At 72.0% G+C, this 13,593-nt stretch carries 9 protein-coding genes and 1 pseudogene; 4 read left to right on the forward strand and 6 right to left on the reverse strand.

All coding sequences use genetic code 11. The features are described from left to right. Positions 1 to 5 precede the first annotated feature (5 nt). The gene (locus tag ABZ854_RS03370; protein WP_361203451.1) at positions 6 to 2,519 is read right to left on the reverse strand and encodes a DUF3516 domain-containing protein; all 2,514 of its coding nucleotides are present in this window, start codon (positions 2,517 to 2,519) and stop codon (positions 6 to 8) included. Between the two features lie 145 nt (positions 2,520 to 2,664). Here ABZ854_RS03370 and ABZ854_RS03375 point away from each other — a divergent pair, with 145 nt between their 5' ends. Continuing rightward, entirely contained in the window at positions 2,665 to 3,459 is a 795-nt protein-coding gene (locus ABZ854_RS03375) for a metal-dependent hydrolase (protein WP_129310854.1), read from the forward strand. Positions 3,460 to 3,473: 14 nt separating this feature from the next. Here ABZ854_RS03375 and ABZ854_RS03380 read toward each other — a convergent pair whose 3' ends face one another. The 4 genes from ABZ854_RS03380 to ABZ854_RS03395 form a co-directional block, all read right to left on the reverse strand. Further along, positions 3,474 to 3,737, reverse strand: coding sequence for a type B 50S ribosomal protein L31 (locus ABZ854_RS03380; protein WP_361203455.1), 264 nt, complete (start codon positions 3,735 to 3,737; stop codon positions 3,474 to 3,476). A 42-nt stretch (positions 3,738 to 3,779) separates the two neighbouring features. Beyond that, entirely contained in the window at positions 3,780 to 4,250 is a 471-nt protein-coding gene (locus ABZ854_RS03385) for a DUF5709 domain-containing protein (RefSeq protein WP_361203458.1), read from the reverse strand. A 342-nt stretch (positions 4,251 to 4,592) separates the two neighbouring features. Beyond that, on the reverse strand, positions 4,593 to 6,374 hold the full coding sequence (locus ABZ854_RS03390) for an ABC transporter ATP-binding protein (protein WP_361203461.1): 1,782 nt from the start codon (positions 6,372 to 6,374) through the stop codon (positions 4,593 to 4,595). Continuing rightward, entirely contained in the window at positions 6,371 to 8,245 is a 1,875-nt protein-coding gene (locus tag ABZ854_RS03395) for an ABC transporter ATP-binding protein (protein WP_361203464.1), read from the reverse strand. The genes ABZ854_RS03390 and ABZ854_RS03395 overlap by 4 nt, the downstream gene beginning before the upstream one ends. 321 nt (positions 8,246 to 8,566) lie before the next feature. On the opposite strand from ABZ854_RS03395, the gene ABZ854_RS03400 reads away from it, so the two are divergent. Further along, complete coding sequence (locus ABZ854_RS03400) at positions 8,567 to 9,262, forward strand: L,D-transpeptidase family protein (protein ID WP_361203533.1); 696 nt, start codon at positions 8,567 to 8,569, stop codon at positions 9,260 to 9,262. 284 nt (positions 9,263 to 9,546) lie between these two features. After that, positions 9,547 to 11,103, forward strand: a pseudogene (locus ABZ854_RS03405) (peptide-N4-asparagine amidase); the annotation flags it as partial. Positions 11,104 to 11,172: 69 nt separating this feature from the next. Here the strand turns inward: ABZ854_RS03405 and ABZ854_RS03410 are convergent. Continuing rightward, positions 11,173 to 11,622: a MarR family transcriptional regulator gene (locus tag ABZ854_RS03410; RefSeq protein ID WP_361203467.1), complete on the reverse strand. Its 450-nt coding sequence runs from the start codon at positions 11,620 to 11,622 to the stop codon at positions 11,173 to 11,175. 113 nt (positions 11,623 to 11,735) lie between these two features. Between ABZ854_RS03410 and ABZ854_RS03415 the strand changes: the two genes are divergently transcribed. Continuing rightward, entirely contained in the window at positions 11,736 to 13,553 is a 1,818-nt protein-coding gene (locus ABZ854_RS03415; protein WP_361203470.1) for an ABC transporter ATP-binding protein, read from the forward strand. The last annotated feature ends 40 nt before the right edge of the window (positions 13,554 to 13,593 follow it).

Raw genomic sequence — 13,593 nt, forward strand, 5'->3', positions numbered from 1 at the left:
TGTGCTCACAGCTGGCCGACTTCGGTGACACGGACGACCGCACGGCCCTCGGCGTCGGAGGCCGTCAGATCGATCTCCGCGCTGATGCCCCAGTCGTGGTCGCCGCTGGGGTCGTCGAAGATCTGCCGGACCCGCCACAGCCCGTTCTCCGGCTCCTCCTTGATCACCAGCAGCTTGGGCCCCCGCGCGTCCGGACCGGTGCCGAGATCCTCGTACGCGTCCCAGTACTTGTCCATCGCCGCGCCCCACGCCTCGGCGTCCCAGCCCGCCTCGGCGTCCAGCTCGCCCAGTTCCCCGACCTGGTCCAGGGCCGCCAGCTCCACACGACGGAACATCGCGTTGCGAACCAGGACCCGGAAGGCGCGCGCGTTGGCCGTGACCGGCTTGACCTCGTCGGCCTTCTCCTGGGCCTCCTCGGCGGTCATCTCCTCCGGGTTGGCCAGCTGCTCCCACTCGTCCAGCAGACTGGAGTCGACCTGGCGCACCATCTCGCCGAGCCATTCGATCAGGTCCTGCAGATCCTCGGACTTGAGGTCGTCCGGGATCGTGTGGTCCAGGGTCTTGTAGGCGCTCGCGAGGTAGCGGAGCACGATGCCCTCGGTGCGGGCCAGCTCGTAGAAGGACACCAGCTCCGTGAACGACAGGGCCCGTTCGTACATGTCCCGGACGACCGACTTGGGCGAGAGCGGGTGGTCGCCGACCCATGGGTGGCTCTTGCGGTAGGTGTCGTACGCGTGGAAGAGCAGTTCCTCCAGCGGCTTGGGGTAGGTGATGTCCTGGAGGCGCTCCATCCGCTCCTCGTACTCGACACCGTCCGCCTTCATCGCGGCCACCGCCTCGCCGCGCGCCTTGTTCTGCTGGGCGACCAGGATCTGCCGCGGATCGTCCAGGGTGGACTCGACGACGGACACCATGTCCAGCGCGTACGACGGCGACTCGGGGTCGAGCAGCTCGAACGAGGCGAGCGCGAACGTGGACAGCGGCTGGTTCAGCGCGAAGTCCTGCTGGAGGTCCACCGTCAGGCGGACGATGCGGCCCTCGGCGTCCGGCGTGTCGAGCTTCTCCACGATCCCGCCGTCCAGCAGGGAGCGGTAGATCGCGATCGCCCGCCGGATGTGCCGCAGCTGCTGCTTGCGCGGCTCGTGGTTGTCCTCCAGGAGATGGCGCATCGCGTCAAAGGCGTTGCCGGGCCGGGCGATGACGGACAGCAGCATGGTGTGCGTGACCCGGAACCGCGAGGACAGCGGTTCCGGCTCGGCGCCGATCAGCTTCTCGAAGGTGGTGTCGGACCAGGCGACGAAACCCTCCGGCGCCTTCTTGCGGACCACCTTGCGGCGCTTCTTCGGATCGTCGCCCGCCTTGGCCAGAGCCTTCTCGTTCTCGATGACGTGCTCGGGCGCCTGCGCGACGACAAGACCCGCGGTGTCGAAGCCCGCCCGGCCGGCCCGGCCGGCGATCTGGTGGAACTCCCGGGCCCGCAGCGTCCGCACCCGGCTGCCGTCGTACTTGGTCAGCGCCGTGAACAGCACCGTGCGGATCGGTACGTTGACACCCACACCGAGGGTGTCGGTGCCGCAGATGACCTTCAGCAGGCCCGCCTGCGCGAGCTTCTCCACCAGGCGCCGGTACTTGGGCAGCATGCCGGCGTGGTGGACACCGATGCCGTGCCGCACGTAACGGGACAGGTTGCGGCCGAACTTGGTGGTGAAGCGGAAGTTGCCGATCAAGTCGGCGATCTGCTCCTTCTCCTCGCGCGAGCACATGTTGATGCTCATCAGCGCCTGCGCCCGCTCCACGGCCTGCGCCTGCGTGAAGTGCACGATGTACACCGGCGCCTGCCGGCTCTGCAGCAGGTCGGTCAGGGTCTCGGTGAGCGGTGTGCGCTGGTATTCGTAGGAGAGGGGCACCGGGCGGGTCGCCGAGCGGACCACCGCCGTCGGACGACCGGTGCGGCGGGTGAGGTCCTTCTCGAAGAAGGAGACGTCGCCCAGCGTGGCCGACATCAGGATGAACTGCGCCTGTGGCAGCTCCAGCAGCGGGATCTGCCAGGCCCAGCCGCGGTCGCCCTCCGCGTAGAAGTGGAACTCGTCCATCACCACCTGGCCGACGTCCGCGTGCTTGCCGTCGCGCAGCGCGATCGACGCCAGCACCTCGGCGGTGCAGCAGATCACCGGCGCGTCGGCGTTCACGGACGCGTCACCGGTGAGCATCCCGACGTTCTCGGTGCCGAACAGCTTGCACAGCTCGAAGAACTTCTCCGACACGAGCGCCTTGATCGGGGCGGTGTAGAAGGTGACCTCGTCCCGGGCCAGCGCCGTGAAGTGGGCGCCCGCGGCGATCATGCTCTTTCCGGAGCCGGTCGGTGTCGACACGATCACGTTCGCCCCGGACACCACCTCGATCAGCGCCTCCTCCTGGTGGGGATAGAGGGTGAGACCGCGCTCCTGGGCCCACGACTCGAAGGCTTCGTACAGGGCGTCGGGGTCGGCGGTCGGCGGCAGCTGATCGATGAGGGTCACGCCCCCATCTTGCCTGCCCTCCCGGTCGAGGGGGGAATCGGCTGCGGGTCCGAAGATCACGGCAGCTACGCTGTGTCGCCGACGGAGCGTCAACGCACCCGGTCAACTGGACAGCGGCACACGAGGAATGGGGCGGGAAGCGGCCATGATGGGACCAGCACACTCACTGTCGGGCGCCGCGGCCTGGCTGGGCGTCGGAGCGGCGGCGGCCGCGGCGGGGCACCCGATGCCCTGGCCGGTGCTGCTCGTCGGCGCCCTGATCTGCGCCGGAGCCGCCCTCGCCCCGGACCTCGACCACAAGGCGGCCACGATCTCCCGGGCCTTCGGCCCACTCTCCCGCTGGGTCTGCGAGATCGTCGACAAGCTGTCGTACGCCGTCTACAAGGCGACCAGGAAGCCGGGGGACCCCCGTCGCTCCGGCGGCCACCGCACGCTGACCCACACCTGGGTGTGGGCGGTCCTCATCGGCGGGGGCTGCTCCGCGGCGGCGATCGCCGGAGGCCGCTGGGCGGTGCTGGCCATCCTGTTCGTGCACATGGTGCTGGCGATCGAGGGCCTGCTGTGGCGTGCGGCGCGCGGCTCCAGCAGCGACATCCTGGTCTGGCTGCTGGCGGCGACCAGCGCCTGGATCCTCGCCGGGGTCCTGGACAAGCCGGGCAACGGCTCCGACTGGCTGTTCACCGCGCCCGGGCAGGAGTACCTGTGGTTGGGGCTGCCGATCGTGCTGGGTGCGCTGGTGCACGACATCGGGGACGCGCTGACCGTCTCCGGCTGCCCCATCCTGTGGCCGATCCCGCTCGGCCGCAGGCGCTGGCACCCTCTGGGCCCGCCGAAGGGCATGCGGTTCCGGGCGGGCAGCTGGGTGGAGCTGAAGGTGCTGATGCCCGTGTTCATGCTGCTGGGCGGCTGGGGCTGCGCGGCGGCCCTCAACGTGATCTGACCCGCCGCCCGCGGTCAGGTCGCGTCGCCCGGGTCCGCGCCGCCGTAGCGGCGCTCGAAACGGGCGATACGACCCTCGGTGTCGACCGTACGGGCCTTGCCCGTGTAGAAGGGGTGGCTCTCGGAGGAGATCTCCACGTCGACTACCGGGTAGCTCTGGCCGTCGTCCCACTCGATGGTCTGCTCGCTGCGCGCCGTGGAACGGGTCAGGAACGCGTAGCCGGCGGTGCGGTCGCGGAAGACCACCGCGTGGTAGTCGGGGTGCTTGTCCTGCTGCATGGCGGCTCCTCGGACGGTTCGGTCGGGCGGGGGAGGCCCGGTTCAGCCGGAGACGCTGTCCTCGTCGACGATGTGCATCGCGGCCTCCTCGGCGGAGGCCGCCGCGCCGTCGATGCCGACGTCGGTGGCGACGAGTGCGCTCTCCTCGTCCTCGTGGGCGCCCTCGTCGGGGGCGACGAGCCGGCCGGAGCGCAGGTGGCCGACCTCGTTGTCCAGCGGCTCCCCGTCGGTGCCGTCACAGTCACCGATGCCGTCGCCGTCCGGCACCGCGGCGTCCGGAAGCTCCTCGGCGAGCCGCTGGTCCAGGGTCTCCCCGGTCAGGCGTTCGCGCGCCGTCACACCGGTGTGCTCCACCGCCCACGGCCGTTCGGGAGGGGACCAGCCCCGGTCGAGGGGGTCGGAGACACCGTCGGCGTCCAGGGTGTCCTCCACGTCGAGGACACCCGAGTCCTCCCGGATCTCGGACGTATCGGGCTGGTATACGTCGTCTCCCCATCCGTCGGCGCTGTCCACGGGTACCTCCAGCTGGTGAGGACGGCCTCATGCCCCGGAACGGGGCGGCGGACCGCCGGCACGCCCGGCCCGGGACGCACGCCGCGCGAACCGGACGGTTCCCCGGCGCCCCCGAACCGGTGCCGCCTTCCAGCCTTCCACCCGAGTTCACCACCGCGCAACGGCAGGAACCCGGGCCCGGCCCGGGACACCGCCCCGGCCCGGCCGTCGGCCACCCGCACGTGTCCGGCCCGGCCGTCGGCCACCCGCACGTGTCCGGCCCGGCCGTCGGACACCCGCAGGCCCCCGGACCGCCCTCCCGCGGGATGCGCTCCGTGCCCGCCGACGGGGGCAGCCCCTGCCTCACCCGTGCCAGGACCGCCACAGCGCCGCGTACGGGCCGTCCGACGTCACCAGCTCCTCATGGCTGCCCAGCTCACTGATGCGGCCGTTCTCGACGACGGCGATCACGTCGGCGTCGTGGGCGGTGTGCAGGCGGTGGGCGATGGCGACGACCGTGCGGCCGTCGAGGACGCGGGCCAGGGAGCGTTCCAGATGACGGGCCGCGCGGGGGCCGAGGAGGGATGTCGCCTCGTCCAGCACCAGCGTGTGCGGGTCGGCCAGCACCAGCCTGGCCAGCGCGATCTGCTGGGCCTGCGCCGGGGTCAGCGCGAGCCCGCCGGAGCCCACCTCGGTGTCCAGGCCGGCGTCCAGCGCCCGCGCCCAGCCGTCCGCGTCGACCGCGCCCAGGGACGCCCACAGCTCGGCGTCGGACGCGTCGGTCCGGGCCAGCAACAGGTTGTCGCGGAGCGAGCCGACGAATACATGGTGCTCCTGGTTGACGAGGGCGACGTGCGAGCGGACTCGTTCGGCCGGCATCCGGGACAGTTCCGCACCGCCCAGGGTGATCCTGCCGTCCCGGGGCGCGTAGATTCCCGCGAGCAGCCGGCCCAGGGTGGACTTGCCCGCGCCGGACGGGCCGACCAGGGCGAGGCGGGTGCCCGGGGCGACCCGCAGCGACACCTCGCGGAGCACGTCGACGCCCTCGCGGTAGCCGAAGTGCACCCGGTCGGCGTGCACCTCCCGGCCCTCGGGGGCCGGCGCGGCCTCCCCGGTGTCCGCTTCGATCTCCCGCACGCCGACCAACCGGGCCAGCGACACCTGGGCGACCTGCACCTCGTCGTACCAGCGCAGGATCAGGTTCACCGGGTCGACGAGCATCTGGGCGATGAGCGCGCCCGTCGTCAGCTGCCCCACCCCGATCCAGCCGTGCAGCACGAAGACGCCGCCCACCATCAGCACCGAGCCGAGCACGGTGACGTGGGTGACGTTGATGACCGGGAAGAGCACGGACCGCAGCCACAGCGTGTAGCGCTCCCAGGCCGTCCACTGCTTGATCCGCTGCTCCGACAGGGCGATGCGCCGGGCGCCGAGCCGGTGCGCCTCGACGGTGTGCCCGGCATCGACCGTCTCGGCGAGCGCGGCGGCGACGGCGGCGTAGCCGGCGGCCTCGGAGCGGTACCCGGCGGGCGCCCGCTTGAAGTACCAGCGGCACCCCGCGACCAGCACCGGCAGTGCCAGCAGGACGGTGGCCGCGAGCGGCGGTGCCGTCACGACCAGCCCGCCGAGCAGCAGCAGTGCCCACACCACACCGATCGCCAGTTGGGGCACGGCCTCCCGCATAGCGTTCGCCAGCCGGTCGATGTCCGTGGTGATCCGGGACAGCAGGTCGCCCGTGCCCGCCCGCTCCAGCACGCCCGGCGGCAGTCCGACGGAGCGCACGAGGAAATCCTCGCGCAGGTCGGCCAGCATCCGCTCGCCGAGCATCGCGCCACGCAGCCGCACCTGCCGTACGAACACGGCCTGCACGGCCAGTGCGAGCACGAAGAGCCCCAGGGTCAGGCCGAGATGAAGCTCCCGTGCCCCGTCCGACACCCGCTCGACCAGGTCGCCGAGCAAGTAGGGGCCGGCCATCGAGGCGACCACGGCGACGGTGTTGACGCCGACGAGGAGCAGGAAGGCCCGGCGGTGCCGACGGAACAGCTCGGCCACGTAGGCGCGCACCGTCGCGGCGGCACCGACGGGCAGGGTGGTGGCGGTCGTCGGGGCCGCCGGGTCGTACGCCGGTGGTGCGACGCCGATCACGCGCTCTCCTCGATCTCTGCCAGCTCGCCGAGACCGGCGGGCAGGGTGTCCCGGCCGGCCGTGTCCGCCGAGCCGAGTTGGTCGTCGGTCGCGCCGGGTTCGCCCTTGGTCTTCCGCGTCATCACGGACGAGGCCGGCTCGTCCTCGGTCTCCCGCGTCACCACGGCCCGGTACCGGGGCTCGGTGACGACCAGTTCGCGGTGCGCGCCGACCGCCACGACCTCGCCCTCGTGGACCAGGACGACGCGGTCCGCGTGGTCGAGCAGCAACGGCGACGAGGTGAACACGACCGTCGTACGCCCCGACCGCAGGCGCCGCACGCCCTCCGCGATCCGTGCCTCGGTGTGCGAGTCGACCGCTGAGGTCGGCTCGTCCAGGACAAGCACTTCGGGGTCCGTCGCGAGGGACCGGGCCAGCGCGAGCCGCTGCCGCTGGCCCCCCGACAGCGAGCGACCGCGTTCGGTGATGCGGGCGTCCATCGCGTCGGCGGCACCGAGCGAGCCCTGCACGAGCGCCTCCAGCACGTCGTCGCACTGGGCGGCCGCGAGCGCCTCCTCGGCCCGCACGGCACCGGAGGACGGCACGTCGAGCAGGTCGCGCAGGGTGCCCGACAGCAGCACCGGATCCTTGTCCTGGACCAGGACCGCGGTGCGGGCGCAGTCGAGGGGGAGTTCGTCCAGCGGCACCCCGCCGAGCAGGACCGAAGGACCCGCTTCCCCGGGATGCCCGCCCAGCCGTTCGGCGAGCCGGCCGGCGGCGTCCGGGTCCCCGCACACCACGGCGGTGAGCCGCCCGGCCGGTGCGAGCAGACCGGTGGCCGGGTCGTACAGCTCACCCCCGGGCACCTCGGGTGTGCGGGAGCCGCCGGCGTCCGTGGGCCGGTCCAGTGACAGCACGTGGGCCGCCCGCTTGGCGGAGGGCCGCGAGAAGGAGTAGGCCATGGCGATCTCTTCGAAGTGACGCAAGGGGTAGTTGAGGATCATGACCGCGCTGTAGACGGTGACCAGCTCGCCGACGGTGATCCGGCCCGCGCGGGCCAGATCGATGCCGTGCCAGACGACGGCGATCAGCAGCAGCCCGGGCAGGAGCACCTGGATCGCCGAGATGAGCGACCACATCCGAGCGCTGCGGACCGCGGCGTGCCGTACCTCCTGCGAGGCGCTGCGGTAGCGGGCGAGGAACAGTTCCTCACCGCCGATGCCGCGCAGCACCCGCAGGCCGGCGACGGTGTCCGAGGCCAGTTCGGTGGCACGGCCGGCCTTCTCGCGCTGGACGTCGGCGCGGCGCGTCGCCCGGGGCAGCAGGGGCAGGACGGCGAGCGCCACCACGGGCAGGCCGGCGGCGATGAGCACGCCCAGCGCGGGCTGGTAGAGGAGCAGGGCGACGCAAACCACGACGACCGTCGTCGCGGCCGCCGTGAACCGGGAGACCGCCTCGACGAACCAGCCGATCTTCTCCACGTCGCCGGTGGACACGGCCACCACCTCGCCGGCCGCGACGCGCCGGGTCAGCGCGGACCCCAGCTGGGCCGCCTTGCGCGCGAGCAGTTGCTGCACGCGGGCCGCGGCGGTGATCCAGTTGGTGACCGCGGTGCGGTGCAGGAAGGTGTCGCCCACGGCGATACCGGCCCCGCACAGCGCCATCAGACCACCTGTCAGGGCGAGCCGGGAGCCCGAGCGGTCGAGGACGGCCTCGACGGCCAGACCGACGCAGAAGGGCAGGGCGGAGACGGAGACGAAATGGAGCAGGCCCCACGCCAGCGACTTGAGCTGGCCCCCCAGCTGATTGCGCCAGAGCCACCACAGGAATCTGGGCCCGGAACGTGCGTCCGGCAGGCCCGGGTCGGGATACGGAAGGTCTTGGATCTGCATGACGTCCCAGGGACTCGTCTCAGTTCAGGAGCGGCGAGCGGAAGAACGGCGAACGGAAGAACGTGGGTGAACGAAGGAGAAGAGAAAGGTTCGCCTCGCGGAGCGGTGAATTTCAAACGGTTTTCCGTGATCCGGCGTGGAATCGCCGGTCGCCCGCCGACAGGCACGCCGCACCGGCCGACGCGCCCCGGGGTCGTGCCCGCCGACACGACGAATGTCCAAAACTTCGCACAATCGACCGGTCTGTAATGCCACCATGGGCGGGTGCAGATCGACAGTGTGCGGCGTGCGGCGGCCGCGGCGGCGGCCCTGGGAACCCTGATGGCCTGTCTCTCGGGGTGCGGCGGAGCGGGGAGCGGTGCCCCCGGCACCGCCGGGCCGGGCGCCGAACCCGCCCACGGTGCCACCGTGTCGAGCGCCCCCAGCGGTGACCCCACCCGTATCCCGGGCGTCGGCGACCGGCTGTACCGGCGGATTCCCGCCGACGCGGGCCAGGTCGTGACCGTCTACGGCCAGAACCGGAAGTCGGCCGATTCCACGGTCGTGCTGTACACCCGGACGGGCACCACCTGGCGGCCGGCGGCCAGTTGGCCCGCCCACAACGGACGCAAGGGCTGGACCACGGACCACCGCATGGGCGACCAGCGCAGCCCCGTGGGCGTGTACACCCTGTCCGCGGCGGGCGGTGTCCTCGACGATCCGGGCAGCAAACTGCCGTACGACCAGGACGAGGACGCCTACACGCCCCCGGCCGCGTGGGGCGGGACCCATGAGCACGACTTCGACTACGTCATCGCCATCGACTACAACCGCGTCAAGGGCACCCCGCCGCACGACGGCACGCTTCCCTGGGGTGCGGCCAAGGGCGGCGGCATCTGGCTGCACCTGGACCACGGCGGCGGCACCTCGGCCTGTGTCGGGCTCTCCAAGGACGCCATGCGGTACCTGCTGCGGACGCTCGACCCGGCCCGCCACCCGGTGATCGTGATGGGGGACAGGCGCGAACTGGACGCCTGACCGCGCTCTCGGCGCACCCGCCCGGGCCGTGGCGCCGGACGCCTCATTGCGGTGGTGGCCCTGTTCGCCGTAGAACACCGCCCATGAGAAGTCGGATAGTCATGTCCATGCTTACCGGAGCGACCCTCCTGGCGAGCGCCCTCCTCGGCACCGGTGCCGCGACCGCACAGGCAATGTCCGGCCCTGCAACGTCCGGCCCTGCAACGTCCGGCCGGGCGGCGTCCGCCCATGACGCGACCGGCCGGGCCGCGCACCCAGTCGCCGCCCCGGCGACCGCCCCGGTGGCCGACCCGCCGGCCGAGTTCGGTACCGACTGGCACGACCCGGTCACCGCCGCACCGCCCGTCGACCGGCCGCACTCCAGGTCCTGCCGCGTCACCCTCGCCGACGTCCAGTTCCGCGACTTCACCCCCTACCGCGGCACGTACACACCGCCGCGCGGCTGCGGCGACCACTGGAGCAAGGTCGTCCTGCGCCTCGACGGCTCGGTGAAGGGCCGTCAGTACGACCGGCTCGGCTACCTGCACGTCGGCGGCGTCGAGGTCCTGCGCACCTCCACACCCGAACCGTCGGCGGACGGCATCGCCTGGCACGTCGAGAAGGACGTCACCCGCTACAGCGACACCTTCCGCAGCGCCCAGGACGTCGAGATGCTCATCGGCAACGTCGTGAACGACACCTACACCGGTGTGATCGACGTCAAGGCCACCCTGACCTTCTACGCGGGCCGCCCGGCGACCGCCGCGCCCGACCGCGTCCTGACCCTCGCCGACACCCCCGACGGCACCACCCTCACCACGCCGCGCAACAGCGAACGCATCGTCGCCGAGGTGTACGCCACCGGATCCGGCGGCGGCTGCGAGGAGTTCTGGTACCTGACGGTGGCCGACCCGGCGTCGTACTCCTGCAAGGCCGACCACGGGCCGTACCGCGAGGTGCAGATCAAGGTCGACGGGCGTCTGGCGGGAATCGCCTCGCCGTTCCCGAACGTGTGGACCGGCGGCTGGTCCAACCCCTTCCTCTGGTACGTCGTCCCGGCCCCGCGCGCCTTCGACGTCAAGCCCCTCACCTACGACCTCACGCCGTTCGCCGGGCTCCTGAACGACGGCCGCCCGCACCGCGTCGAGGTCTCCGTCGTGGGCGTGCCCGCCGGACAGGCCGGCTGGAGCACCCCGGTGAACGTCCTGGTCTGGCAGGACGCGCACCGCGCCCGCCTCACGGGCGCGCTCACCGAGGACCGGGCAGGGGACCTCGCCAACGCGTCGACGTACACGCCCGGTACGGAGAACCGGGTGGACACCCGGGCCGGCCACCGGCTCACCACCGCCGGCTACCTCGACACCTCGCACGGCCGGGTGACCACCACCGTCACCCGGACGCTCGCCAACACCTCCGTGCACCGCTGGACGGACGGCGAGAACACGGACGGACTCGACGCCACCTGGACCGACGACGAGACGGTCACCGCCGGCGGGCCCGGAGCCCGGTATCCGACGGAGCACGGGTCGGGCAAGGGGACGCCCCGGACCACCCGCACGCACCTCACCTACACCCTGAACGGCACGATCACCCTCGGCACGGACAACCGGCTGCGCACCGTGCTGACCCTCGGCGACCGGGCGGCGGTCGACGAGCGCACCGGTGGCCGGCGCACCGCGTGGTCTTGGCTCGACGACACCTACACCGGTGATGCCGCGTTCACGCTGGACGCCCCGCGGGACCAGCGGCACGCGGTCGGCACCTCGAGCGAGCGATACCGCGACTACGGTTCGGACGGCTGCTACGACCACACACTGAGCACCGCGCAAGGGGCGCTCACGCAGGACCTCCGCCGCTGCTGAGGCCTGAAGGACCGTGCTCGACGGCCTCCGCGCGGACGTCCGACCGGCGGGGTGACCGGCCCGGCGCTCTCAGCAGCGCTTGGCCAGTTCTCCGTCGATCAGCGCCTCCAGCAGGCCGCCGAGCACCGTCCGCTGCTCCTGCGAGAGCGGTGCGAGGATCTCCTCGGCCGCCGACCGGCGGGCGCCGCGCAGTTCCCGCAGGGTCGCGCGGCCCTCGTCGGTCAGCTCGATCCGGGTCACGCGCCGGTTCGTGGGGTCGGCCACCCGCCGCACCTTGCCGCTCGCCTCCAGACCGTCGACCAGAGTCGTCACCGCGCGCGGCACCACCTCCAGGCGCTCGGCCAGGTCGGCCATGCGCGGGGCGGCGCCGTAGTGCGCGAGGGTGCGCAGCAGACGGGACTGGGCCGGGGTGACGCCCAGGTCGCGCCGCTCCAGATGGCGCTTCTGGATGCGGTGCACCCGGCGGGTCAGCCGCAGCAACTGCTCGGCGAGCACGCTGTCGGGGTCGGGGGTGGTCATGCGGGAACAATATCAGGATGCCGTTCATTGTGAGTATAGGTAACAATGAGCTACGATCCGCCAGCCATCGCCGGCCGCCCCTCGTGCCGGCGCCCGCATTCCCGTAGGAGCCCATGCATCCCGACCGTGAAACCTCCTGGACACCGCCCGCCGACGCCGGGGAACAGCCCCGGCAGGTGCGCCGCATCCTGAGACTCTTCCGCCCCTACCGCGGCCGGCTCGCCGTCGTCGGCGTGCTGGTCGGCGCCTCGTCGCTGGTCTCGGTGGCGACGCCGTTCCTGCTGAAGGAGATCCTGGACGTCGCCATCCCGCAGGGCCGCACCGGCCTGCTGAGCCTGCTCGCGCTCGGCATGATCCTCAGCGCGGTCCTCTCCAGCGTCTTCGGCGTGCTCCAGACGCTGATCTCCACCACCGTCGGCCAGCGCGTCATGCACGACCTGCGCACCGCCGTGTACGGCCGTCTGCAGCGCATGTCGCTCGCCTTCTTCACCCGCACCCGCACCGGTGAGGTGCAGTCCCGCATCGCCAACGACATCGGCGGCATGCAGGCGACCGTCACCTCCACCGCCACCTCCCTGGTCTCCAACATCACCAGCGTCGTCGCCACGATCGTCGCGATGATCGCGCTCGACTGGCGGCTCACCGTCGTCTCGCTCGTCCTGCTGCCGGTGTTCGTGTGGATCAGCCGCCGCGTCGGCAGGGAACGAAAGAAGATCACCACCGAGCGGCAGAAGCAGATGGCCGCGATGGCCGCGACGGTCACCGAGTCGCTGTCCGTCAGCGGCATCCTGCTCGGCCGCACCATGGGCCGCTCCGACTCCCTGACCAGGTCCTTCGCCGAGGAGTCCGAGGGCCTGGTCGACCTGGAGGTGCGGTCGAACATGGCCGGCCGCTGGCGCATGGCCGTGATCACGATCGTCATGGCCGCGATGCCCGCCGTCATCTACTGGACCGCCGGCCTCGCCCTCCACCTCGGCGGCCCGCAGGTGTCGCTCGGCACGATCGTCGCCTTCGTCTCGCTCCAGCAGGGCCTGTTCCGCCCGGCCGTGAGCCTGCTGGCGACCGGCGTCCAGATCCAGACCTCCCTCGCGCTCTTCCAGCGCATCTTCGAGTACCTGGACCTGCCGATCGACATCACCGAACGCGAGCGGCCCGTCCATCTCGACGAAGTCAAGGGCGAAGTCCGCTTCGAGGACGTCGAGTTCCGCTACGACACCGAGAGCGGCGGCGCGCCGGTGCGCCCCGTCCTCGCCGGCATCGACGTCACCGTTCCGGCGGGCGGCAGTCTGGCGCTCGTCGGCCCCACCGGAGCGGGCAAGTCCACGCTCGGGTACCTGGTGCCCCGCCTCTACGACGTCACCGGCGGCCGGGTCACCCTGGACGGCGTCGACGTGCGCGACCTCGACTTCGACACCCTCGCCCGCGCGGTCGGCGTCGTCTCGCAGGAGACGTACCTCTTCCATGCGTCGGTCGCCGACAACCTCCGCTTCGCCAAGCCGGACGCCACCGACGAGGAACTGCACGCGGCGGCCAGGGCGGCCCAGATCCACGACCACATCGCCGCGCTGCCCGACGGCTACGACACGGTGGTGGGCGAACGCGGCCACCACTTCTCCGGCGGTGAGAAGCAGCGTCTGGCGATAGCCCGCACCATTCTGCGCGACCCGCCGGTCCTCATCCTCGACGAGGCCACCAGCGCCCTGGACACCCGCACCGAAGCCGCCGTCCAGGACGCCATCGACGCACTGTCGGCCAACCGGACGACCCTCACCATCGCCCACCGCCTCTCCACCGTCCGCGATGCCGACCAGATCGTCGTCCTCGACGCAGGGCGGGTGGCCGAACGGGGCACGCACGAGGAGCTGTTGGAGCGGGACGGCCGGTACGCGACCCTGGTCCGCCGGGACGCGCGACTGGAACCGGCGAGCTGACGAGCTGACGATATGCCGGGTTTGTGACGATGCGCGCGTT

It is taken from the genome of Streptomyces sp. NPDC047028 (genome assembly GCF_040644095.1).
Lineage (GTDB): Bacteria > Actinomycetota > Actinomycetes > Streptomycetales > Streptomycetaceae > Streptomyces.